The organism is Varunaivibrio sulfuroxidans (genome assembly GCF_029318635.1).
Taxonomy (GTDB): domain Bacteria; phylum Pseudomonadota; class Alphaproteobacteria; order Rhodospirillales; family Magnetovibrionaceae; genus Varunaivibrio; species Varunaivibrio sulfuroxidans.
In genome coordinates, this window is record NZ_CP119676.1 from 2,139,329 (window position 1) to 2,162,120 (window position 22,792).

Annotated in this window: 19 protein-coding genes; all 19 read left to right on the forward strand. The window is 60.5% G+C overall.

Features of this window, described 5'->3' with window-relative positions:
* Window positions 1–45 precede the first annotated feature (45 nt).
* Entirely contained in the window at window positions 46–2,082 is a 2,037-nt protein-coding gene (gene rpoD, locus P3M64_RS10115; RefSeq protein WP_132937464.1) for an RNA polymerase sigma factor RpoD, read from the forward strand.
* 205 nt (window positions 2,083–2,287) lie between these two features.
* The gene (locus tag P3M64_RS10120; protein WP_165886185.1) at window positions 2,288–2,629 is read left to right on the forward strand and encodes an Hpt domain-containing protein; all 342 of its coding nucleotides are present in this window, start codon (window positions 2,288–2,290) and stop codon (window positions 2,627–2,629) included.
* Between the two features lie 297 nt (window positions 2,630–2,926).
* Window positions 2,927–4,603, forward strand: a complete 1,677-nt coding sequence (locus P3M64_RS10125; protein WP_132937462.1) for a Na/Pi cotransporter family protein — start codon at window positions 2,927–2,929, stop codon at window positions 4,601–4,603.
* A 201-nt stretch (window positions 4,604–4,804) separates the two neighbouring features.
* Window positions 4,805–6,613 (forward strand): SLC13 family permease, encoded by a 1,809-nt coding sequence (locus P3M64_RS10130; RefSeq protein WP_132937461.1) that lies wholly within the window; start codon window positions 4,805–4,807, stop codon window positions 6,611–6,613.
* A gap of 380 nt (window positions 6,614–6,993) precedes the next feature.
* Window positions 6,994–7,521: a Na+/H+ antiporter subunit E gene (locus P3M64_RS10135; RefSeq protein ID WP_132937460.1), complete on the forward strand. Its 528-nt coding sequence runs from the start codon at window positions 6,994–6,996 to the stop codon at window positions 7,519–7,521.
* Window positions 7,514–7,774, forward strand: a complete 261-nt coding sequence (locus P3M64_RS10140; RefSeq protein ID WP_132937459.1) for a monovalent cation/H+ antiporter complex subunit F — start codon at window positions 7,514–7,516, stop codon at window positions 7,772–7,774. Before P3M64_RS10135 ends, P3M64_RS10140 begins: the two co-directional genes overlap by 8 nt.
* Complete coding sequence (gene mnhG / locus P3M64_RS10145) at window positions 7,774–8,112, forward strand: monovalent cation/H(+) antiporter subunit G (protein ID WP_132937458.1); 339 nt, start codon at window positions 7,774–7,776, stop codon at window positions 8,110–8,112. Before P3M64_RS10140 ends, mnhG begins: the two co-directional genes overlap by 1 nt.
* Entirely contained in the window at window positions 8,109–8,363 is a 255-nt protein-coding gene (locus P3M64_RS10150) for a hydrogenase subunit MbhD domain-containing protein (protein ID WP_132937457.1), read from the forward strand. The genes mnhG and P3M64_RS10150 overlap by 4 nt, the downstream gene beginning before the upstream one ends.
* On the forward strand, window positions 8,356–9,057 hold the full coding sequence (locus P3M64_RS10155) for a Na(+)/H(+) antiporter subunit B (RefSeq protein ID WP_132937456.1): 702 nt from the start codon (window positions 8,356–8,358) through the stop codon (window positions 9,055–9,057). Before P3M64_RS10150 ends, P3M64_RS10155 begins: the two co-directional genes overlap by 8 nt.
* Entirely contained in the window at window positions 9,057–9,413 is a 357-nt protein-coding gene (locus P3M64_RS10160) for a sodium:proton antiporter (protein WP_132937455.1), read from the forward strand. The genes P3M64_RS10155 and P3M64_RS10160 overlap by 1 nt, the downstream gene beginning before the upstream one ends.
* On the forward strand, window positions 9,407–12,538 hold the full coding sequence (locus P3M64_RS10165; protein WP_132937454.1) for a proton-conducting transporter transmembrane domain-containing protein: 3,132 nt from the start codon (window positions 9,407–9,409) through the stop codon (window positions 12,536–12,538). Before P3M64_RS10160 ends, P3M64_RS10165 begins: the two co-directional genes overlap by 7 nt.
* The gene (locus tag P3M64_RS10170; RefSeq protein WP_132937453.1) at window positions 12,535–13,440 is read left to right on the forward strand and encodes a respiratory chain complex I subunit 1 family protein; all 906 of its coding nucleotides are present in this window, start codon (window positions 12,535–12,537) and stop codon (window positions 13,438–13,440) included. Before P3M64_RS10165 ends, P3M64_RS10170 begins: the two co-directional genes overlap by 4 nt.
* A gap of 6 nt (window positions 13,441–13,446) precedes the next feature.
* Complete coding sequence (locus tag P3M64_RS10175; RefSeq protein WP_132937452.1) at window positions 13,447–14,088, forward strand: NuoB/complex I 20 kDa subunit family protein; 642 nt, start codon at window positions 13,447–13,449, stop codon at window positions 14,086–14,088.
* A 7-nt stretch (window positions 14,089–14,095) separates the two neighbouring features.
* Entirely contained in the window at window positions 14,096–14,626 is a 531-nt protein-coding gene (locus P3M64_RS10180) for an NADH-quinone oxidoreductase subunit C (protein WP_132937451.1), read from the forward strand.
* Window position 14,627: 1 nt separating this feature from the next.
* Window positions 14,628–15,806, forward strand: a complete 1,179-nt coding sequence (locus P3M64_RS10185) for an NADH-quinone oxidoreductase subunit D-related protein (RefSeq protein ID WP_132937450.1) — start codon at window positions 14,628–14,630, stop codon at window positions 15,804–15,806.
* A gap of 2 nt (window positions 15,807–15,808) precedes the next feature.
* Window positions 15,809–17,611: an FAD-dependent oxidoreductase gene (locus tag P3M64_RS10190; protein ID WP_132937449.1), complete on the forward strand. Its 1,803-nt coding sequence runs from the start codon at window positions 15,809–15,811 to the stop codon at window positions 17,609–17,611.
* The gene (locus P3M64_RS10195; RefSeq protein ID WP_132937448.1) at window positions 17,608–18,105 is read left to right on the forward strand and encodes a ferritin family protein; all 498 of its coding nucleotides are present in this window, start codon (window positions 17,608–17,610) and stop codon (window positions 18,103–18,105) included. The genes P3M64_RS10190 and P3M64_RS10195 overlap by 4 nt, the downstream gene beginning before the upstream one ends.
* A gap of 230 nt (window positions 18,106–18,335) precedes the next feature.
* The gene (locus P3M64_RS10200; protein WP_165886184.1) at window positions 18,336–19,538 is read left to right on the forward strand and encodes an efflux RND transporter periplasmic adaptor subunit; all 1,203 of its coding nucleotides are present in this window, start codon (window positions 18,336–18,338) and stop codon (window positions 19,536–19,538) included.
* 26 nt (window positions 19,539–19,564) lie between these two features.
* Entirely contained in the window at window positions 19,565–22,705 is a 3,141-nt protein-coding gene (locus P3M64_RS10205) for an efflux RND transporter permease subunit (protein ID WP_132937446.1), read from the forward strand.
* The last annotated feature ends 87 nt before the right edge of the window (window positions 22,706–22,792 follow it).

Genomic DNA, 22,792 nt, shown 5'->3' on the forward strand with positions numbered 1-22,792 from the left:
ATATTCCGGGACATTTCCAGAGACTTTCGGGAAACAGGGCATACGATGGCGACTAAAGCGAATACCGCGGAAACCAAGGGCAGTACGGAAGAAAGTGGCGATAGCCCCTTGCTCGACACCCTTAATGCCGCCGTAAAAAAAATGGTTCAGCGCGGCAAGGAGCGTGGTTTCGTCACCTATGACGAGCTCAATGACGCCTTGCCGCCCGACCAGGTCTCGACCGACCAGATCGAGGACACCATGAGCATGCTCTCCGAAATGGGCATCAACGTCGTCGAAAACGAAGAAAAGGAAGACGGCGCAAGCGGAGGCGACGAGGACAAGCCCGCCGAGGACGCCGCGGAAGGCGGGGCCAGCGGCAACGTCGGTGAAAGCGATCTGGGCCGCACCGACGACCCGGTACGCATGTATCTGCGCGAAATGGGTTCGGTTGAACTGTTGTCTCGCGAGGGCGAAATTGCGATCGCCAAAAGGATCGAAGCCGGACGGGAAATGATGATCGGCGGGGTTTGCGAAAGCCCCCTGACGATCCGCGCCATCGTCGATTGGCACGACGCCCTGGTTAGCGGCACCATGCTGTTGCGCGATATCATTGATCTTGACGCGACTTACGGCGGCGGTCCGGGGATCGATCACAGTGTCGCCGCGGTGGCCGCGGAGAACGGCGAAACCGTCGCCCCCGCGTCGGGCGATGACGAGGGCGATGGCGATACCGCCCCCGCGGGGCGTCCGGCGTCCGATAACGACGACGATGACGAAAGCGGAGATGCCGAAGAAGGCGACGGTGACGGCGACGATGACGATGACGGCGAGAACAATATGTCGCTGGCGGCGATGGAGGCGAAGCTGACGCCGGCGGTGGTCGAGACTTTCGAAAATATCGCCAAGACCTATAAAAAATTGCACAAGTTGCAAAATACCCGACTCGATTCCTTGCGCCAGGGCGAGGCGCTCAAGCCGACCCAAGAGAAACGCTACGACAAACTGCGCCACGAATTGTATGAGTTGGTCAACACCGTACACCTGAACAATGCGCGGATCGAACAACTGGTCGAACACTTGTACGACCTCAACCGCCGCTTGGTCAGCTTGGAAGGCAAATTGCTGCGCATGGCCGTGGCGGTGCGGGTCAAGCGCGAAGATTTTCTGGAGCACTATTACGGCTACGAGCTTGACCCCGTTTGGATGGAAAAAGTTTCCAAACTAAGTAAGGCCTGGGGTCGCTATGTCGAAAAAAATTCGACGGATATCGACGCTTGCCGCGCGAATATCGCCGCCATTTCCACCGAGGCCGGTTTGCAGATCAGCGAATTGCGGCGCATCGTCGCGACCGTGCAGAAGGGCGAACGTGAGGCGGGCAAGGCGAAAAAGGAAATGATCGAGGCCAACCTGCGTTTGGTTATCTCGATCGCCAAAAAATATACCAACCGTGGGCTGCAGTTCCTCGACCTTATTCAAGAAGGCAACATCGGCCTGATGAAGGCGGTCGATAAGTTCGAATACCGCCGGGGTTATAAATTTTCGACCTACGCCACGTGGTGGATTCGCCAAGCTATTACCCGCTCCATCGCCGATCAGGCGCGCACCATCCGCATTCCCGTGCACATGATCGAAACGATCAATAAGCTGGTGCGTACGTCACGCCAGATGTTGCACGAAATCGGCCGCGAGCCGACGCCCGAAGAACTGGCCGGGCGCCTGTCGATGCCGCTGGAAAAAGTGCGCAAGGTTTTGAAAATCGCGAAGGAGCCGATCTCCCTGGAAACGCCGATCGGCGATGAGGAAGACAGCCACCTCGGCGATTTCATCGAGGACAAGAACGCGGTTCAGCCGTTGGATGCGGCTATTCAGGCCAACCTGCGCGAAACCACGACCCGGGTGTTGGCGTCGCTGACCCCGCGCGAAGAACGCGTTTTGCGGATGCGCTTTGGCATCGGCATGAACACCGATCATACGTTGGAGGAAGTCGGCCAGCAGTTTTCCGTAACCCGCGAGCGTATTCGCCAGATCGAGGCCAAGGCTCTACGTAAATTGAAGCATCCCTCGCGGTCGCGCAAGTTGCGCAGCTTTCTCGACTATTAGCGGGCGCGTCGCCGTTACAAAAAAAGCCGGTTTTCAGCCGGCTTTTTTTTTGCGCCGCGCATCGCGCCCGGATCGAAGTCTCCTCCGTTCGGTGGGATTTAAAAAGTAGCAAAAAGCGCACCCCGCCTCCACATAGATGAGGACCTCGCCGTGCGCCGGTTGCGCCGACGCGCGCCGCACGGCCAAAACAACCGTGGGAGCATGCATGACAACGCGAAGTCCGAATGTGGGTGAAATTCTTGCCCGCCTGAAGGTGGAATTCGCCGCCGACATGCTGGATCGGGTGGAGAACCTGAAGCGGCTTCTCGATGCGTGCTCCGGCGGCGCGCGGTCGGGGGACGAGGTCCTTGCCGAAGTTCGTCGTCAGGCGCACGCCATCAAAGGCATGGGAGGATCGTTCGGTTATCCCGCAGTCTCCGCGATCGGCTATCGTTTGGAAGGTTATCTAAGCGGCCTGGAGACTCTGAACGATTGTCACATCAAGGATTGTTATCTTTTTTTCGACGCCCTGTGTGAAATTCTCGATCCAGAGAGGGAGTGCCGGTGACGGAGGTCTCTGCGGCGTTGAGCGACGCCACGGGGTTTGTCCCGCGGCAAGGGGGCGATAAAACAGATCGCTCAAAATCGGTCGGCTCATAACGATGTCGGCTCATCATTGGCTCCGCCATAATTACCGCCATGGTGGCCGCAGCCCCTTGCCGGGGTTATTATTCCGATAATGCTTTGACGCCTAGGGTCACGCCGTCGCCGTCCATCTTCCTTACGACGGTCGCCGGCGCGGTCGGTTTTGTTGTCTTCTTGGGCGTCGCAACGCTGTTGTCGAACCTGTTGTGAGGGCAATGATATGGGGCAAGGTATTGTAACCCTAGGCATTCTGGCAGGAGGTCTGGGGCTTTTCCTGCTGGCGGTCACGATGATTACCGAGGGGCTTAAGCTGGCCGCCGGAAATGCGTTGCGCGATATGCTGGGAAAGTGGACCCGTTCCCCGGGTCACGGCATTGTCACGGGAATGTCGATGACCGCCGTCGTTCAGTCGTCCAGCGCCGTCACGGTCGCCATCATCGGTTTTGTCAATGCCGGCCTGCTCGCCATGCCCCAGGCGTTGGGGGTCGTTTTTGGCGCCAATATCGGCACGACCATGACCGGCTGGTTGGTGGCCGTCATCGGTTTCAAAATCAAGGTGGAAACTTTCGCTCTGCCGTTAATCGGCGTTGGCATGATATTGCGCCTCGCCGGCGGCGACAGCCGGCGTGCGCAGTTTGGTACGGCTTTGGCGGGTTTCGGTTTGTTCTTCATGGGTATCGATGTGCTTAGGCAAGCTTTCGAGGGCTTGGCGGTTGGCATTGATTTACAGCGGCTGACTGTCGAGGGCGTTCCGGGGGTGTTGATGTTTGTGGGGATCGGTTTTCTCATGACCGTGCTCACCCAATCGTCGAGCGCCGCGATCGCCATCACTCTAACGGCGGCCACCGGCGGGATATTGAGCCTTCACGCCGCGGCCTCCATGGTGATCGGCGCCAATATCGGCACGACATCGACGGCGGCATTGGCTGTCATCGGCGCGACCCCCAATGCCAAGCGCGTAGCGGCGGCGCATATCATATTCAATATTGGTACGGGCGTGGTGGCGTTGCTGATTCTTCCAATCCTATTTTGGGTGGTGAAAGTCACGGGAAAATTTCTGGGATTGGAAGACATTCCGGCCGTTACCCTGGCCATGTTTCACACCATGTTCAACGTCCTCGGCGTTCTGCTGATGTGGCCCGCAACCCGCAGATTGGCGAAATTTCTGGAACGACGCTTCGTCACCTTGGAGGAAATCGAGGGACGAGCGAAATATTTGGACAAGACCGTTACCGTCTCGCCGATGTTGGCCTTAAACGCCTTAACGCTCGAAATATCGCGCATTGCGACCATATCGCGGCGCATGGCCCTGGCGGCATTAAGCGCCGAGTCCGGACCGGACAGACAGATGGCGAAGGACCGCATGATCATGGATAAACTGTCTCTCGCCGTGGCCGATTTTATTACCCGGTTGGAAAGGGAGCGGCTGACCGATGAAGTTTCCGCACAACTGGCGAAGATGCTGCGCGCCGAGCAGCATCTGCTTGCCTGCGCGGATCAAGCGTTGGTGGTGGCCAAGGCGCAGGCTAAACCCGTCATCGTGGACGATGAGGGGCTGCAAAACAGCCTCAACCACTATCGTGCGGAAGTTGTCCGTTTGATCGGGTTGACCAACCCGGAGATCAAAGATTTTTCCCTTGCGGGCTGCGAGGCGCTCTTGGAACAGGTGCAAAGTTCGTACGATGACGTTAAGTCGGCCCTATTGATTGCGGGGGCGGAGTTGCGCTCGCCCGTTTCGGGGCTGATCGAGCTCGTGGAACGAAACAGTCACATCCGGCGCATGGCGCGCCAAATGGTGAAGGCGATGCGCTATCTGAATGCGCTGTATGTTATCAACGATATCCAGTTTCCAGAGACACCCAAGGCGGGCGTCGGAAAGGAAGCGCCCGGTGTCTGAACGGCGCAAATTGCCCGTGGTGGACGGGGACGTGGGCCGAACACCGATCGGGAGAAGGCAACGAGACCCCGGTTTAAATTACGGATCTTCGCGCCACACGAGCATTTCCCTTGTATCGGGCGGGCCGCTGTCTGACACTGAAGGATGGAGTTCGATGCTCCGCCTTTGAACCTATTCCCTCAGGTGGAGGGAGGGGAGAACATGAGCCGAGACCAAACGGTTATCATCCTCATTCTCGGCGCTACCATCGCCATGTTCATGTGGGGGCGCTGGCGTCATGATATGGTGGCGCTGGGGGCGTTGTTGGCGTCCGTGCTGACGGGGTTGACGTCGCCCCTGGAGGCCTTCTCGGGCTTTTCCCACCCGGCTGTGGTCACCGTCGCCTGCGTGTTGGTGATGAGCTATGGCTTGCAGGCATCCGGCGCGGTGGATGTCTTGACCCAACACATTCGCGTCCAATCGGCCGGCAGGCTGACGACGATTGCGATCCTCACCGCGCTTGCGGCCGTGATGTCGGCATTCATGAACAATGTGGGGGCGCTGGCGTTGTTGATGCCGGTCGCCATCAAAGCGGCGCGGGATCGCGACTTGCCACCGGGTCAATTGCTCATGCCGCTGTCATTTGGTTCCATCCTCGGGGGCATGACCACGTTGATCGGCACACCGCCGAACCTGATCGTTTCCGGGTTCCGCGGCGCCGCTATGGGAAACACTTTCGCCATGTTTGACTTCGCCCCCGTCGGCCTCACCGTTGCCGTGGCGGGTGTGGCGTTCGTCGTGTTGGTTGGCTGGCGACTGGTCCCGGTGCGCGAGCGGGCCGGCGCGGAAGGCTTCGAGACGGCCGCCTATCTGACCGAGGCCCAGGTGACGGAGGGAAGCAAGCTCGACGGCGCGATCGTACGCGACGCCGAAGTTCTGCTCGATGAAGCAGATGCCCAGATCATCGGTCTGATCCGCGACGGGTCGCGCATTCCCGCACCCCATCCCCTGCGCAAGCTGCGCACGAACGACATCCTGGTGATCAGAGCCGAACCGGAAGCCTTGGGCGCCATGTTCACCAATCTCGCCCTCAAGCTTGTGGACATGCCCGAAACAGATACGGCCGAGGACCGGAAAACCGAGGCCGGGGATGCGGTCAAGGCCGTCAAGAACGAGGAAGTTCTGTTATCGGAACTGGCCGTGCTTCCGGGTTCGCGTCTGGCCGGACGGTCCGCGGCGGGGTTTCGCCTGCGCGAGCGTTACGGCGTCAATCTGTTGGCCGTGTCCCGGCAGGGGCGTCGCTCCATGGCGCGGTTGCGAAATACAATCCTCAAGGAAGGCGATGTGCTCCTCATGCAGGGCGGCGCGGACGCTCTTGGGGAATTCGCGGTCGAATTCGGGTGCGTGCCCTTGGCGGAACGGGAGGTGCGAATTCCCGACCGCAAACGCGCATACCTGGCCATGGCCATTATGGCGACGGCGGTTGCGGGCGCATCGTTCGGACTGGCGCCCGCGGCCATATCTTTTGCCGCCGGGGTGCTGGCGATGATGGCGTTCGGCGTGGTGGCCCGGCGTTCGGTTTACGAAGCCATCGACTGGCCGGTGATCGTGCTGCTGGGGGCGTTGATTCCGGTGGCCGGGGCTCTGGCCGCCAGCGGCGCGGCGGATATGATCGCGCGCGTATTATTGGACGGGGTTGCCCAGGGCTATGGCGTGGCCGCGCTGGTGGTGATCCTGATCGTTACCATGACACTATCGGATTTTATGAACAACGCCGCGACGGCGGCGGTGATGTGTCCGATCGCCATCGGTACGGCCGGTAAACTAGGCGCAAGCGCCGACCCTTTCCTGATGGCGGTGGCGGTGGGCGCGTCGTGCGCGTTTTTAACCCCCATCGGCCATCAGAACAATACCCTGATCCTGGGGCCGGGGGGGTTTCGATTTGGGGATTACTGGCGTTTGGGGTTACCGGTCGAAATTATTGTCGTGGCGGTCGGCGTGCCGATGATCCTTATCGTATGGCCGCTGTAGCAGCCAAGCGAATAGGTCCTAACCCTAGATGTTTAGCGCCGGCATTTCGTGGCGCATTATTCTTCCATGATCGAAAGAGCGCGCCATGGAACAGATGCCGCGCGGCGTCACTCCCGTTTTTTTTGGTGCAAAAGGTGAAGATGCAAAAGGTGAATTTTGTGCGTGTGTTTAATGACATTTTAGTATATCATCGAACCCTAATGTAAAAAATAATACATCAAGATGTAACATTCAGAAGTCCGGATTAGGATGGACTTGGACGCTCTTTCAAGACACTCTTCCAGAAGCACCATTGGGCGGACTTAAGCCCTATTTCCCTGCCGGTTTCCCTTGTTGAAGGGCGAAAGTGGGCCGGGCGTCGCGAGCGATGTCGAGGTGATATGAAAGTTGAGACCTTGGGCAGTGAAATTTTGAGCAAGACGCGGCATTTCGCCGAGGCGTTCGCGACCCTTCTCCTGTTTTGGGTCCTGCTCAATGGCACGGTGAGGGCCGATGTTGTGGCCGTCGGCGTGCTGGTGGCGTTTGTTATCGCGGCGCTGTTTCGCGACGGCCTTTCCTTCTTGTTCGAGTTTCGCTTCACGCCCCGGTCCTTGTGGGCGAGCGGCTTGTTTTTCGTTTATTTTCTCAAAGAGTTGGTCATCGCGAACGTTAGGCTCGCGGTCATCGTCTCGACCCCTGCGTTGCCGATCCGCCCCGGTATCGTCAAGGTCCGCACCCGCCTGAAAAGCCGGGTGGGCCGCCTGCTGCTCGCCAATGCGATCACCCTGACCCCGGGCACTCTGACGGTGGCCCTGGACGGGGAATGGCTTTTCATTCACTGGGTCACGGTGGAGGCCGACGATATCGACGCCGCGACCCAAAGTATCGTCGCCGGGTTCGAAAAATACTTGCAGGTGATGTATGGTTGAGGCGCTGATTTATCTGGCGGCGGGGTTGGCGGGCGCGGCGTTCTTGCTCGCCCTCGTGCGCTTCGTCAAGGGGCCGTCCGCCGCCGACCGGGTGGTCGCCTTCGATGTTCTGACCATCATCGCGATTACCGCCATGGCGCTGGTGGCGTGGCTCGAAAATCGCGCCATCTACCTGGACGTCGCCCTCGTCTACGCGTTGCTGTCCTTCCTTGGGGTGATCGTCGTCGCCCGCTATCTTGAAGGAGAGGCGTGATGGACGCGGGCTTGGGCATCGTTGGCGGTCTTTTCTTGGTCGCGGGGGCGGCGTTTCTCCTGTTGGGCGGGTTGGGCCTAATCCGCATGCCCGACGTTTTCAATCGTATTCAGGTGGGCACCAAAACGACCACTTTGGGGACCATGCTGACGTTGAGCGGGATCGCGTTCCTGCACCCCGATTGGACGCTGAAGCTGTTGTTGATCGGGCTGTTTTTGCTGTTCACGAACCCGCTGTCCTCGCAAGTGCTCGCCCGCGCGGCGCACCGCAGCGGTGCGGCGAAGTCGGCGGCGACGGTCGTCGATCGTCTGGCCGGCGACGACGGAGAAACGCCATGAGCCCGCTCCTGTTCATCATGACCCTATTGCTCGCCGCCGCCATGACCGGCGGCGCGTACGTGGCGCTGCGCAGCAAGAAGACGGCGGTCGCCATCCTTGCCGCCGGCGCGGTGAGCCTATTCGCATCGGTCCAGTTTTTGATCCTCGCCGCGCCGGACGTGGCGATGACCGAGGCGGCGATCGGCAGCGGCCTGACCACGTTCTTGTTCTTTTTTGTGCTGGGGCGCGTGCGGGGGGCCGGGAATGATTAAAAAATTCATGGCGCTATTGGTGTTGGCCGGCCTGGGCGTGGTGTTCGCCGGGTTGCTGCTGGGCTTTAGCCCGGACGCCCAATTGAACACCACCGCGCGCTATTACGCCGATCACACGGTGGCCGATACCGGGGCCGCCAATATCGTCACCGCAATCATCGTCACCTATCGCGGCCTCGATACCCTGGGCGAGGTTACCGTGTTGTTCCTGACGGCGGCCATCGTCGCCCTTATTTTAAGGCGCGCGCGCCGCCCGGGGGAAGCGCCGCCCGGCAACCCTCTGCCGTCGGGCGAACTGCTGCAAACCGGCAGCCGCCTGCTGGCGCCGTTGATCGTGCTGTTGGGGGCCTATGTCTTTGTCAACGGCCACCTGACCCCGGGCGGCGGATTTCAGGGCGGGGCCATCGTCGCCTCCGCGGTGCTCTTGATGTTGTTAAGCAACCCGTTGCGGCGCTTTAGCCACCGCCTGATCGGCGCCGTAGAATCGATTTCGGGGTTGGTCTACGTCACGCTTGGGGTGCTCGGCCTCGTTTTCGCCGGGGGTTTTCTCGACAACCGCATTCTACCACTGGGCGCATTCGGTACGCTTTTTTCGGCCGGCGCGATTCCCGTCATTTACACGGTGATCGGGCTTAAAGTCGGCGCCGAGTTCAGTTCGATGATGGTTAGCCTGTCGGAAACGGAGGATCGCTGATGGTCTATGTCGCAATGACCATAGGGTTTGTTTTGATCCTGATGGGGCTATACGGCGCGCTGACGAACCGCAATATTTTGCGCATAACCATATCGTTCACGATCGCCAGCACGGGGACCAATCTGGTCCTGGTCGCCGCCGGGTACATGCCCGGGCGCGCGGCGCCGATCCTCGGTGGCGTCGTCGATGCCGCCACCGCCGCCGCGCGGATTATCGATCCGGTGCCCCAGGCCCTGGTGCTGACCGCCATCGTGATCGGCCTCGGGGTGACGGCGTTGATGCTGACCTACGCCTACAAGCTTTATGAGACCAAACGCACCCTCGACATTTCGAAGTATACGGATCTGAAATGGTAAACCCCATTTTCATCATCGCCGGCGGTTTAGGCGCGGCGTTCCTGCTGGGGCTGTTGCGCGACACCCGGCGCGGGTTCGCCTATGGCGTGACGCTGGCGGCGCTGGCGTTAATGAGCGGGATCGCGGCGGACTGGGTATGGGCTTTCGCCGTCAAGGGGGCCGCCGGGGTTGATGTCTTCACGGCGGGCCATCGTCCGCCCTTCGCCATCAACTTGCGCATGGCGCCGCCCGAAGCGGTCTTGGTCTTGCTGGTCAGCGTCACGGGGTTGCTCTCGGCGATCTATTTGAAGGAACCTCTGCTGAGGCTTGGGCGCGGCGCGATGGCCGTGCTGTTGATCGCCATCTTGGCCCTAAGCGGAATCATTTTGACCCGCGACGTCTTTAACCTTTTCGTGTTTATCGAATTGACGGCGATTTCCACCGCCGGATTGGTGTTGCTTTCCGACGACGCGCGCGCCCTGGGGGCGGGCTTTAAATACCTGATGGTGTCCCAAATCATTTCGATCTTGTTGCTGATCGGGATCATTTTCGCCTACCACGCCACCGGCACCTTGAATATCGACGGCTTGGCGGGGGCCTCGGCGGTGTTGATGAAGGGGGGGACGCTGGCCGTCTTCCTCGTGATCGTCGCCTTGATCGCGGAGCTGAAGCCGTTCCCGGCCAACGGCTGGGCGCTCGATATCTACGAGTCCGCACATCCCGCGTTTTCGGCCATTTTTTCCGCGGCTTCCGGCGCGGCGGCCCTGTTCGCGGTCGATAAGGTGCTTGTGATCGGCGGCGCGCCATGGCTGGAGGTGGCGACGGGTGTCGGCATCGTGACCTTTGTCGGAGCCAATATCCTGGCGCTGTCGCAGCGCAACGACCGGCGCTTGCTGGGTTATTCCTCGGTGGCGCAGATCGGCCTGGTCCTAACGGTTATCGGCCAACGCGATATCTTGGGGGAACATTACCTGTTTATCGCCGGGGGGATCTTGCTCGCCCACGGCGTGGCCAAGGCCGGTCTGTACTGGCTGTCGGGCCTCGTCGCCGAACGCGAGTTGAGCGCCTGGGCGGCGCTGCGCCAAAACCCGCTCCTGATTTTCGCCTTTGTCAGTTTTATCGCCATGTTGATCGGCCTGCCGCCGTTTCCCGGTTTTTACGCCAAGTGGCAATTGGCGCATATCCTCATCGGCGAAGGGCGTTTCGCCCTCGTCGGGATGATCTTGTTCGCCGCCTTGCTCGAAGCGGGCTATCTGTTCCGTTGGTTCGGTTACATCATCAAACGCGCGCCGCCGCGCGAACCCGTCCGCTTTGCGCGCCATAAACTGGGCGTGGTGCTGTTCGCCGTCGCTGCGGCGTGGGGGGTCAGCTATATTTGGGGAGCGCTTTCGGGCCTCGGCAATGTGCTGCACGCCCTACCCCTGCTGTTCGCCCTGGGCTTCTTGCTTTTGGAGGGGCTTCCCGCGTGGGCGAAGAACGCCCTCGCCATCGTCGGCATGGTGGCCTTTTTCATCGTCAGCTATCCGGCCTACAACCCATTGCAGGTGATCTTCGCCACCATCATTTTGATCGGCGGCGCGGTGATCTTGCTGGCGAGCTTCGCCACCGGGGGGCGGCGGATCGGTTTTTATCCCTCGGCGATGGTGATGTATGCCGGTTTGGCGATGTTGATCGTCGCCAAGGGATCGTTCGCCTTTTTCACCGCCTGGGAAGTGCTCACGGTGGGCTCGTATTTTCTGATCCTGCGCGGCAAACGCTCCGAGCCCCACGCCCTGTCGTATATCGTTTTCTCGCTGGGCGGCGCGTTCGCCATCTTGTTCGGGTTCGCCCTGGCGGCGGGAGGCGCGATGCAAATTCCGATCGCCGCCCTGGGCCAGACGCCGGCGGTCTTGGCGCCTTGGGTGTTCCTCCTTTTGGCGATCGGGTTCATGACCAAGACGGCGGCGATCGGCCTGCATGTCTGGCTGCCCGGCGCCCATGCCGAGGCCGAGACCGATGTCTCGCCGATGGTCTCGGGCATCTTGCTCAAGGCGGGCCTGTTCGGCTTGATGGTATTGTTGTTGAACATGGGGAAGGTCCGCCTTTACGGCGTCGAGTTGACCTATGTGATGCTATGGATCGGCGCCCTGTCGGCGCTGCTAGGCAATTTAATGGCGGTTTTCCAAGAGGACGCCAAGCGCCTGCTCGCTTATTCTTCGATCGGTCAGATGGGCTACGCCCTGTTCGGTTTGGCGATGATGAACCACCTGGGCTGGCTGATGGCCTTGATGTTCGTTATCAATCATTACGTCTATAAATCGATGCTGTTCCTTTCGGTCGGCGGCGTGGCCAAGCGCACCGGCACGCGCGACATGTACCGCATGGGCGGATTGATCACCTTGATGCCGCTGTCGTTCGTCGCGGTCCTGGTCGGCATCATCGCCGTTTCCGGCGTGCCGCCGCTGTCGGGCTTCGGCGGGCGGTGGATTTTTTACAACGCCATCCTGACGGCCGACTATCGCCTGCCGATGATCGTCATCTTCCTATCCGGACCGGTCGCGTTCCTCTATCTTTTCCGCCTGATCCACACGATCTTCCTCGGCCAGATGAAGGACGAGCACCGGCGACTGAAGGAAGCGCCGTTCTGGATTATCTTGCCGCAGATGATTTATGTCGCATTCCTCCTGGCGTTCGCCGTTTTCCCGGGCCTGGCGCTGCGCCGCGTAGACGCCTATCTGGCCCCGTTCTTTCCCAAGGACGGCCTCGATTGGCAGGGGCTGACGATCACCAGCGGCTTCGGCTATTGGAGTCCGGTGTCGATCATGATCATCGTCGTCGTGATCTTCGCCACGGTGCTGGCGGGGCTGGTGCTGCTTAACCACAAGGCCCAGAGGGTGAAGCAGTTCAATATCGTCTTCGCCGCCGAACGCCCCTATCGCCCCGAGACCACCCACTTCGCCTGGAATTTCTTCGCGCCCTATCGCAAAGCCGTGGGCTTCTTGGTGCAACCCTTCGTGACACGGTTCTGGGACGCCGTCGCCGGCACCTTGCATCATGTCGCCGAATTTACGCGGCGGTTTTATACCGGAAACGGGCAAACCTACGCCTTTCACTTCCTGGCTTTCGTCGTGGTCGTTTATCTGTTCGTCTTGGGGGGTGGGTCATGACGTTCGAATGGATGAAAATTCCCTATGCGCTTTTAACCTTGTTCATCGTCGTCAATTACGGTCTGTTGCTGTCGGCGCTGATCGCCAAGATCGGGGCGCGGGCGGGGCGACGCCACGGCATTCCGATCTACCAGAACTATATCGATTTGCTTAAAAATTTCGCCCAGCGCAGTTCGGTCACCCATGGCGTCATGTTTTATCTGGGGCCGGTTTTCCGCCTGACCGGGGGGATTGGCCTGTTGATGTTCGTGCCGGTTATCTACGGCTCGGCGATGTTTTCCAACCTGTCGTTCGCGGGCGATTTGATCCTGGCGCTCTATTTCGTGTTCTTCAGCACCTTAGGGATGGCGTTGGGGGCGGGCGAAAGCGGTCATCCCCATGCGGCGATCGGCGTCTCGCGTGGACTGGCGCAGGTCACCATGGCGGAATTGCCCCTTGCCCTCGCGGTCTTCGCGGTGGCCTTGCAGTATCACACCTTGTCGATAACGGACATCGTCGCGGCGCAGCAGGGCGGCATTCTGCATTGGACCGTGTTCACCAACCCGGTGGCGGTCGCCGCGGCGATGCTCGCCTTTTTGGGCACGATGATGCGCCCACCCTTCGACGTCGTCATCGCCCCCCAGGAAATTCCAATCGGCCCGCCGACCGAGTATCATTCCGCCTATCTGGCCTTGATGCAGGCCAACCGCGCCATCTTTCCCATCGCCAAGATCGTCATCTATATGAGTCTGTTCTTCGGCGGGGCCACCAGTTGGCCGGTGTTTTTCCTCAAGGCGTTCCTGATTTATTTGTTCGCGGCTTTCGTCGGCGTGGTTTTCCCGCGTTTCCGTGTCGAACAATCGATCCGTTGGTTTTTGGTATGGGCCGTGCCGTTGGGCATTTTGAGCCTGCTCCTGGCGTGAGGTGAGATGAAGGACGAACTGAAAAAACGCATCGTCAAGGGACCGGACGGTTTCGAATTCGAAGTCGATCCGATCAATGACTATTATTGCGACGCCGCGCCCAAGGTTCACCCGCCGGTCTATGTCAAGATCGTCGAAGATTTGTTCAACTGGGCGCGCTCCGAATCGATCTGGATCCTGGGCTTCGGCACCGGCTGCGGGGCCATCGAAATGCGCCCGCTGATGACGCCGCGCTTCGACGCCTACCGTTTTGGCGTGCAGTGGCGTCCGACCCCGCGCCAGTCGAACTTGTTCATCATTTCGGGTTATCTTTCGGTGAAAACGCTGAAGCGCGTGATCCGATCCTACGAGCAGATGCAGAGCCCGAAATACGTCATGGGCCTGGGGTCGTGCACGATCAACGGCGGCATGTATTGGGATTCGTACAACACGATCAAGCGGCTCGACCAATATTTGCCGGTCGATCTTTATGTGGCGGGCTGCATGCCGCGCCCCGAAGCCCTGCTGAAAGGCTTCGATGATTTGAAAAAGATCATCCGCGCCGGCAAGGCCGAGGGGGCCAACCTCTACGCCGAAAACTTCGACTGGTACAAGGCGAACCAGAAGAAGGTCATTCAAGACTGGGACATGCCCGATTACAACTGGTAGGCAAACGATGCGCGCACTTTATAGCAATCTCGGCGAACGTTTCGAGCTGGGCGAACTGACGGTTCAGCGCGAAAATCTGGCGTTTATCACCGTGCAGCCCCAGCACCTGCGCGCGTTGTCGGTTCATCTGCGCGACCGCGAGGGTTTCACCCATCTCGTCCTCCTGACGGCGGTGGACTGGATCGAGGACGGCCTTTTCCAACTGACCTATCTTTTGTGCAACCGGGAAACGCGCTGCGACCTTGGATTGCGGGTGATGATCCCCCGTGAAAACGCCACGATGGAAACCGCTCACGACGTCTGGCCGACCGCGGCGACGTACCAACGCGAACTGTACGAGATGTTCGGCATCGATTTCCCCGGCAGTCCCCGGGTGGACGAACCCTTTATCCTCGAGGGGTGGACGGACCTGCCCCCCTATCGCCGCGATTTCGACACCAAGAAATTCGCCGAGGAGACCTTCGTCCATCGGCCCGGGCGGGCAACGAACGATCCGGCCCAGCACATGAAAAAGCAAATTTATCCGGATGGGACTTGATATGACCTATTATCAGCCGGACCGCAGTCAATACCCCGTCCCCAAGGCCGACGGTACGCTCGACATCGATCTCGCGTCGGGGAAGTATCTGAAGCTTTGGCAGGGGCCGCAACACCCCGGCATCACCGGCAACATGTCGCTGGAGCTGACCGTCTGCGGCGACGAAGTGGTCGAGGCGAAAACCCACGTCGGCTATCTGCACCGCGGCTTCGAAAAGCTGATGGAGCGGCGCACCTTCATCCAATGCTTTCCGATCGTCTGCCGGATCTGCGTTCCCGAACCCGATTTCAACGAATACTGTTACGCCGCGGCGGTCGAGGAACTGGCCGGGATCGAGGTCCCCGAGCGGGCCAACTGGATCCGCGCCTTGATCCTCGAAATGGGGCGGGTCAACAGCTACATGATGTACCTGGGCGGGCAGGCCGGCAGTTTCGGCCTCGGCGTCATCGGCCAGTGGACGACCTACGCGCGCGATCTGATGCTGGATCGTTTCGAGGAACTGACCGGGGCGCGCATCTACCACATGTTCATCCTGCCCGGCGGCGTGCGCGACGGCCTGCCCGACGGATTCGCGGGCCGGCTCGAAGAAACCCTGCGGGAGATCGAGGAGATCTTGAAGGACGTCCACGAAGTGATGTTCCGCAACGCCGTATTCAAAAAGCGCGCCGTCGGCGTCGGCTACATCGACCCGGTGCTGATCGAGCCTTATGGCGTCACCGGACCCAATGCGCGCGCCGCCGGCGTCGCCAAGGACGTGCGCAGGGACCAGCCCTATCTGGTCTATCCCGAATTGGATTTCGAGCCCGTCGTCGGTCGTGATTCCGACATTTATGCGCGCGCCGACGTGCGCCGCCGCGATGTCGTGATGTCGATCGATCTGATCCGCCAGATCATGGCCAAGATGCCCAACCATGGGCCGCTGATGACCAAACTGCCCAACGTGCTGCATTGGAAAATCCCGCGCGGCGAGACCTATATCCGCGGCGAATGTTCGCGCGGCGAGTACGGCTATTACTTGGTCACCGACGGTAGCGGCTATCCGCGCCGCGTCAATGTCCGCGGGCCGTCGTACACCCACGCCGTCGCCCTACTCGAACGGTTGATCGTCAACGTCAACATTTCCGATGTGGCGGGGCTGATGGTCTCGCTGCACACCTATCCACCCGAGATCGAGAGATAGTGATGAGCATACGCGACGTTCTCTCCCCCTTTAGCGCGTGGAAAAACCTGCTGCGCGATCCGGTGACGATCCCCGATCCGATCAACGATCGCCCGGGCGCGCCGCGCTATCGCGGTTTTCATCAAAACGACATCAAAAAGTGTATCGGTTGCGGAACATGCGAGGCGATCTGTCAAAACGGCGCCATCGACATGCTTCCGGTCGAGGGGATCGCTGCCCAAGAGGGCGATTCGGGATTGCGTCCGCGCATCGACTATGGCCGGTGCTGCTGGTGCGCGTTGTGCGTCGATATTTGCATGACCGGGTCGCTGAGCATGTCCAACGCCTATCAGTGGGTGGATGCGGACCCCGACGCCTTCCGCTTTACCCCGGGCGTCGATAAAAAACCCTGGGACGACGCCGCGCTGGGCTATCGCCGCCCCGAGGGCCATCGCCTCAATTTGCACGCGCGCATCCCCATGGGCGAACTTGAACCCGATGTGCGGATCTCGTCGTTCGCCGAGATCGTCGATGGCTATTCCGTCGCCGAGGCCAAGCTCGAGGCCGACCGCTGCGTCGCCTGCGGCCTGTGCATCGCCACTTGCCCCGCCCACATGTCGATTCCCGACTACATCGCCGCGGTGCGCGCCGGCGATTACGAACTGGGCCTGAAACTGCTTTATGAAACCAACCCGTTTTCCCAGGTCTGCGGGCGAGTCTGCACGCATAAATGCGAAACGGTTTGCGCCGCCCAATACGACGGCGATCCGATCGCCATTCGCTGGCTCAAACGCCATATCACCGATCAGGTGCCGTACGAAAAATACGTCGATATCATCGGCCCCCCCGCGCCGACGACGGGCAAGACCGTCGCGGTGGTCGGCTCCGGCCCGGCGGGCTTGACCGCGGCCTACGACCTGGCGCGCCTGGGTCATAAAGTGATCGTCTACGAGGCCCTGAACAAGCCGGGCGGCATGCCGCGCTACGGCATTCCCGAATACCGCCTGCCCTATGATGCGATGGATCGCGAGATCGCCGTGATCGTCGCCCAGGGCGTCGAAATCCGCTGCAACAGCCGGATCGGCGCCGATATCTCGATGGCGCAATTGCATGGGAACCACGACGCCGTGGTCCTGTCGATCGGGCTGCACCTGGGGCGCTCGACCCGCATCCCCGGGGCCGACCATCCCGGCGTCGCCAAGGCGGTGGACCTGTTGCGCGCCATCACCGACGGCGAGACCATCGACGTGCCGCGCCAAGCCGTGGTGATCGGCGGCGGCAATGTCGCCATGGACATCGCGCGCAGCGTCGCGCGGCTGCAAAAGCTGAACTACGGCGACGTCAAAGTGACGGTCACCGCCCTGGAAGACCGGGAACATTTCCTCGCCGACCCGGACGAAGTGAAGGAGTGCGGCGAAGAAGACATAGAGATTTGCGATGCCCGCGGTCCCCAGGAAATGGTGATCGACGAGGCCGGAAACCTGCGCGGCCTAAAAACCTGGCGGGTGCGCGCCATCTTCGACGACCAGGGCCGCTTCGCCCCCAGTTACGACGAAAGCGACGAGAAAATCCACGAAGGGGAGATGGTCATCGAGGCCATTGGCCAAGCCTCCGACGTGAGCCTGTTGGGACAGGACCTGACGGAAGCGCTGCAATGGAACCGGGGACGGATCGCGGTGGACGGCGACGGGCGGACCTCCGTACCCTGGTTGTGGGCGGGCGGCGACTGCGTCAACGGCCCGGACGTCGTTCACGCCGTGGCCGACGGCCACCGCGTCGCCAAAAGCATCGATCGCGCCCTCATGCGACAGGAGGCCAAGATATGACCGGCGGTCACGGATATGATAAGCTTAAGCCATTGACAAAATTGAAAGATATTTTGGATGTGGCGACGGAGTTTGAGCGTACCGCGCGGGATTTTTATGCCGATCTGATCCCCAAGGTCGGCAAGAACCTCCGCTATCTGGTGGAAGACCTGGCGGCGGAAGAACAACGTCACCTGGATCTGTTTTCCGGGTTGGCGCAGCGGAGCGACCTGGAACAGACGTTAAGCGCACAAATCGAGCGCCCGGCCAGCGACCGCAAATTCTCCGATTGCGTCCATCTGCCCGACCTGGGGGAACATCCCGACGATCAGGCGGTGTTGCAATACGCCCTGATGCGCGAACATGCCGCCATGGAGCAATATCACGCCCTGGCGCAAAGCACGCCAAGCGGCCCGGTTCAGGACCTGTTCACCTATTTAGCCAATGAAGAGACCAAGCACAAAAACGAACTCGAAGCGCTTTATTACGAGATCGTTCACAGTGGCGGCGTCTGAGGGCGCCCCCAAAAATTTTGGCGTGATCACGTGAATTTGATCCGGAATCCCCCTGTATTCGAGGTATCTTTCCGTGGTGTTTTTTGCTAACACGCTCAATCACATTAATAATTTCTCGGGACCAGCCCCTTAAGAGCGGTTTTCCGCGCATGCGGACCGTCAATAGCTCTTGATATGGTCATAAAAATATACGTACCGTACCGCAACACAGGTTCTTGAAAGGTGATGCCGTGGTTTTAGATTCCTCGCGACGTTTCGCCGCGGTGTTCGTCCTCGCGCTCGCCTCCGCATTCGCCCTTGAGCCGGCGATATCCTCCGCTCAAATGCCCCAAAAGCCACCACCACCGGTTTCCGTGATAACCGTCGAGGTGCGTCCGGTGCCGCTGGTCGATATCCTGCCGGGCCGAACGGTGGCATACGGTAGGGCTGAGGTTCGCCCGCAGGTCGCGGGCTTGATTCAAAAAAGGTTGTTCGAGGAAGGATCGAACGTGCACGCCGGGCAGCCGCTCTACCGCATCGACCCGGACACATACCGGGCCGCGGTAGATGTGGCGCAGGCGGACGTCGCCAAGTCCCGAGCCAGCTACGCCTCAAGCCAAAAAAAGTTGGAACGTTACAAATCGCTCCTGCGCACCCAGGCCGTCAGTCGGCAAGTCTATGATGACGCCGTCGCCGCGGTAGCCCAGGACCGCGCCGGTCTTGATGCAGCCCAGGCGCATCTCGAGACGGCAAAGATCAATCTGCGGCGCACGACCATCACCGCCCCGATAACCGGCCTGATCGGCCGTTCCGAGGTCACCGAAGGCGGTTTGGTGACGGCCGATCAGGCCACGCCGCTGGCCACCATCACGGCGTTGGACCCGATTTATGTCGATCTTACCGAATCGAACACCAGGGTGCTGGACCTGAGAGAAAAGATCGCTCGCGGCATCGTCGAAAAGACGCCGAGCGTTCCCGTGACCCTTCTTCTCGACAGCCAAGGCACGGTATACGCCCACAAGGGCATTTTGCAATTTTCCGAGGCGGTGGTCGATCCGAGTACGGGCACGGTTGGTTCACGCGCCGTTTTCCCCAATCCCGACCATGTTTTGTTGCCGGGCATGTTCGTGCGTGCCGAAGTCAGCCGGGGGGTCGTCCCCAAGGGCGCTCTAATTCCGCAAAAAGCGGTCGTGCGGACACCGGACGGATCTCCTTATGTGTGGGTCGTCGGCGATGGCGACACCATCGCGCGGCGCGACGTGACCATCGAACGGGCAATCGGGGAAAATTGGCTTGTTACCGGGGGCGTGACGTCCGGGGACAGGGTCGTCGTCGATGGCGCGATGAATGTCGCGGTGGGCGCCAAGGTGACCGTGCATGATCTGGCGACCAAGGCGCTCACGCCCCCCACATCCGAGTCCGCCGCCGCGCACTCAACCCTCACGCCGCGCTGAGTGCGGCGCCGCAATAGGATCGTCGCATGGGTAAGTTTTTTATAGATCGCCCGGTGTTCGCGTGGGTTGTCGCTCTTGTCATTATGTTGGCGGGGGGCTTGGCCCTGTTGCGGTTGCCGATCGAACAGTACCCGGCGATTGCCCCGCCGTCGGTCAAGATTACCGCGGCATATCCCGGCGCGTCGGCGCAAACGGTCGAAAACGCGGTGACACAGGTTATCGAACAGCAGATGAACGGCCTCGATCATTTGCGTTATATGTCGTCCACCAGCAGCGCCAACGGGGTTGCCGAGATTACCCTGACGTTCAATCCCGACGCCGATCCGGACATCGCCCAAGTCCAGGTGCAGAACAAACTGCAACTGGCGATCCCCAGTCTGCCCGCCGAGGTTCAGCGCCAGGGAATTAAGGTCGCCAAGGCGAACAACAGCTTCCTTATGGTGGTCGGTTTCGTCTCGCCGGACGGCGGTATGACCCAGGGCGATATCGCCGATTACGTAGCGAGCAATTTGCTCGATCCCCTGAGCCGAGTCGATGGTGTCGGCGAAGTGCGGCTGTTCGGCGCCAAGCACGCCATGCGTATCTGGCTCGATCCCAATAAGCTGCTCAGCTTCGGCCTCACCACGACCGAGGTCGAGGCCGCGATCCGCGCCCAAAACACGGAGGTTTCCGCCGGCCAGTTGGGTGGCGCCCCGGCGGTTAAGGGTCAGCAGATCAATGCCCCGATCATTGCCCTGAGCCGTCTGAAGACGGCGCGGGAATTTGGCAATATTCTGATCCGCGTCAACCCCGATGGCGCACGAATACGCCTGCGCGACGTGGCGCGGATCGAGGTCGGCGCGGAAAGTTACCAGATTCATGCCAAGTACAATGGCGCGCCCGCCGCCGGACTCGGGATATCCTTGGCGACCGGGGCCAACGCCCTAAATACCGCCAAGGCGATACGGGCGCGCGTCGATGAATTGAAGACCTTTTTCCCAAAAAGCCTGGAAGTCATTTATCCCTACGACACCACGCCGTTCGTCAGGGTTTCGATCACCGAGGTGTTCAAAACCCTGGGCGAGGCGGTGGTCCTGGTTTTCTTGGTCATGTTTCTTTTCCTGCAAAACCTTCGTGCGACGCTGATCCCGACCATCGCCGTGCCGGTGGTCTTGCTGGGCGCGTTCGGCATTCTTTCCGCCTTCGGCTTCACCATCAACACCTTGACCATGTTCGGCATGGTCTTGGCCATCGGCCTTCTGGTTGACGACGCCATCGTGGTGGTGGAAAACGTCGAGCGGGTGATGAGCGAGGATGGTCTCTCGCCGCGCGAGGCGACGCGCAAATCCATGGATCAAATCACCGGCGCCCTGATCGGCATCGCCCTGGTGCTGTCCGCGGTGTTTGTGCCGATGGTTTTTTTTGGCGGCTCGGTGGGAGCGATCTATCGTCAATTCGCCATCACCATCGTCTCGGCGATGCTCTTGTCCGTGGTCGTCGCCCTGACGTTGACCCCGGCGTTGTGCGCTACCATGCTCAAGCCCGTGCACGGTGACGCCTATCGAAAACGGGGGGCGTTCGGTTGGTTCAACCGCGCCTTTGACCGCTCCAGCCGTTTTTATCGCGACAGCGTCGGCCATGTGATCGGACGGCGGGTGCGTTATTTGATTGTCTATGTTTTGATTGTGTCGGCGCTGGGGGTGGCCTTGATGCGGTTGCCGACGGGGTTCCTGCCCAACGAGGACCAGGGGATCATGTTTTCGATGGTCCAACTTCCCCCGGGGGCGTCCCAGGAACGCACCGACGCCGTTTTGACGCAAATCGAGCGGCATTTTCGCAAGGACGAGGCGAAAACGGTCGCCGGTGTGTTCACGGTATCGGGCTTCAGCTTCTCCGGTAGCGGCCAAAATATGGGGATCGCCTTCGTTAAATTGCGCGACTGGTCGCAGCGCACGACGCCGCAAACCAGCATCAAAGCGATCATCGGGCGGGCCATGGCGGCCTATGCCCATATCCAGGATGCACGCGCTTTCGCTTTTTCCCCGCCGGCGATCACCCAGTTGGGCAACGCCACCGGGTTCGACCTTCAATTGCTCGACCGCGGCGGCCTCGGCCACGACGCCTTGTTGAAGGCGCGCAATCAGATGCTGGGCATGGCCGCCCGTTCACCGCTGTTGGTCGGCGTGCGGCCCAACGGAATGAGCGACACGCCGCAATTCCATCTTCTGATCGACCAGGAAAAGGCGGGCGCGCTGGGAGTCTCCCTGAGCGATGTGAACGCCACCCTGTCAACCGCATGGGGGGGGACCTATGTGGACGATTTTATGGAAAATGGTAAAATCAAGAGGGTCTATATGCAGGGCGAGGCCTCGGCCCGAATGATGCCCGCGGACCTGGACAAGTGGTACGTGCGCAACGCGCGCGGCAAGATGGTGCCGTTCTCGGCGTTCACCAGCGTGCAGTGGCGTTCGGGCTCGCCCCGTTTGGAGCGCTATAACGGGACGCCATCGATGGAAATTCTCGGCTCTCCGGCGCCCGGCGTCAGCTCCGGGCAAGCGATGGCCGCAATCGAGCAAATCGCCGCAAAATTGCCGCCCGGCATCAGTTATGGATGGACCGGCTTGTCTCTTGAGGAGCGCATGTCCACGTCGCAGGCTCCGGCGCTTTACGGCCTGTCGTTGATCGTGGTGTTCTTGTGTTTGGCCGCTCTGTACGAAAGTTGGACGATACCGGTATCGGTGATGCTGGTGGTGCCGCTCGGCGTATTGGGCGCGGTGCTGGCGTCACTGTTCCGGGGCCTGCCCGATGACGTGTACTTCCAAGTCGGACTGCTGACAACCATCGGCCTGTCGGCGAAAAACGCCATCTTGATCGTCGAATTCGCCCGTCGTCTTTACGATGGGGGCATGGATCTTCTGGAGGCCACAAAGGAGGCCGCCCGGCAGCGGTTGCGGCCCATCGTCATGACCTCGATGGCCTTTATCCTTGGCGTTTTGCCGTTGGCGATCAGCACCGGGGCGGGGGCCGGCGGGCGGATCGCCATCGGCACCAGCGTCATGGGGGGTATGATCTCCGCGACCATTTTGGCGGTCTTCTTCGTCCCCTTGTTTTTCTCTTTGGTCGTGCGTCTCTTCGCTCGAAAACGGGATCGCCGGGATGTTCCTCCGTCCGGCGATGGCGTCGCCTGAAACCCGGTGGCGACGCCACGATATGGCGTAGTCGCGCGTTTCGTTAGGACTTCGCTCCTCTGCGGTACGTTCGCGCCGCTATTGCAA

What these genes read in the sequence shown, in the direction of transcription:
- rpoD (WP_132937464.1), top strand. Translation starts at nt 46, where the DNA reads ATGGCGACTAAAGCGAATACCGCGGAAACCAAGGGCAGTACGGAAGAA.
- P3M64_RS10120 (WP_165886185.1), top strand. Translation starts at nt 2,288, where the DNA reads ATGACAACGCGAAGTCCGAATGTGGGTGAAATTCTTGCCCGCCTGAAG.
- P3M64_RS10125 (WP_132937462.1), top strand. Translation starts at nt 2,927, where the DNA reads ATGGGGCAAGGTATTGTAACCCTAGGCATTCTGGCAGGAGGTCTGGGG.
- P3M64_RS10130 (WP_132937461.1), top strand. Translation starts at nt 4,805, where the DNA reads ATGAGCCGAGACCAAACGGTTATCATCCTCATTCTCGGCGCTACCATC.
- P3M64_RS10135 (WP_132937460.1), top strand. Translation starts at nt 6,994, where the DNA reads ATGAAAGTTGAGACCTTGGGCAGTGAAATTTTGAGCAAGACGCGGCAT.
- P3M64_RS10140 (WP_132937459.1), top strand. Translation starts at nt 7,514, where the DNA reads ATGGTTGAGGCGCTGATTTATCTGGCGGCGGGGTTGGCGGGCGCGGCG.
- mnhG (WP_132937458.1), top strand. Translation starts at nt 7,774, where the DNA reads ATGGACGCGGGCTTGGGCATCGTTGGCGGTCTTTTCTTGGTCGCGGGG.
- P3M64_RS10150 (WP_132937457.1), top strand. Translation starts at nt 8,109, where the DNA reads ATGAGCCCGCTCCTGTTCATCATGACCCTATTGCTCGCCGCCGCCATG.
- P3M64_RS10155 (WP_132937456.1), top strand. Translation starts at nt 8,356, where the DNA reads ATGATTAAAAAATTCATGGCGCTATTGGTGTTGGCCGGCCTGGGCGTG.
- P3M64_RS10160 (WP_132937455.1), top strand. Translation starts at nt 9,057, where the DNA reads ATGGTCTATGTCGCAATGACCATAGGGTTTGTTTTGATCCTGATGGGG.
- P3M64_RS10165 (WP_132937454.1), top strand. Translation starts at nt 9,407, where the DNA reads ATGGTAAACCCCATTTTCATCATCGCCGGCGGTTTAGGCGCGGCGTTC.
- P3M64_RS10170 (WP_132937453.1), top strand. Translation starts at nt 12,535, where the DNA reads ATGACGTTCGAATGGATGAAAATTCCCTATGCGCTTTTAACCTTGTTC.
- P3M64_RS10175 (WP_132937452.1), top strand. Translation starts at nt 13,447, where the DNA reads ATGAAGGACGAACTGAAAAAACGCATCGTCAAGGGACCGGACGGTTTC.
- P3M64_RS10180 (WP_132937451.1), top strand. Translation starts at nt 14,096, where the DNA reads ATGCGCGCACTTTATAGCAATCTCGGCGAACGTTTCGAGCTGGGCGAA.
- P3M64_RS10185 (WP_132937450.1), top strand. Translation starts at nt 14,628, where the DNA reads ATGACCTATTATCAGCCGGACCGCAGTCAATACCCCGTCCCCAAGGCC.
- P3M64_RS10190 (WP_132937449.1), top strand. Translation starts at nt 15,809, where the DNA reads ATGAGCATACGCGACGTTCTCTCCCCCTTTAGCGCGTGGAAAAACCTG.
- P3M64_RS10195 (WP_132937448.1), top strand. Translation starts at nt 17,608, where the DNA reads ATGACCGGCGGTCACGGATATGATAAGCTTAAGCCATTGACAAAATTG.
- P3M64_RS10205 (WP_132937446.1), top strand. Translation starts at nt 19,565, where the DNA reads ATGGGTAAGTTTTTTATAGATCGCCCGGTGTTCGCGTGGGTTGTCGCT.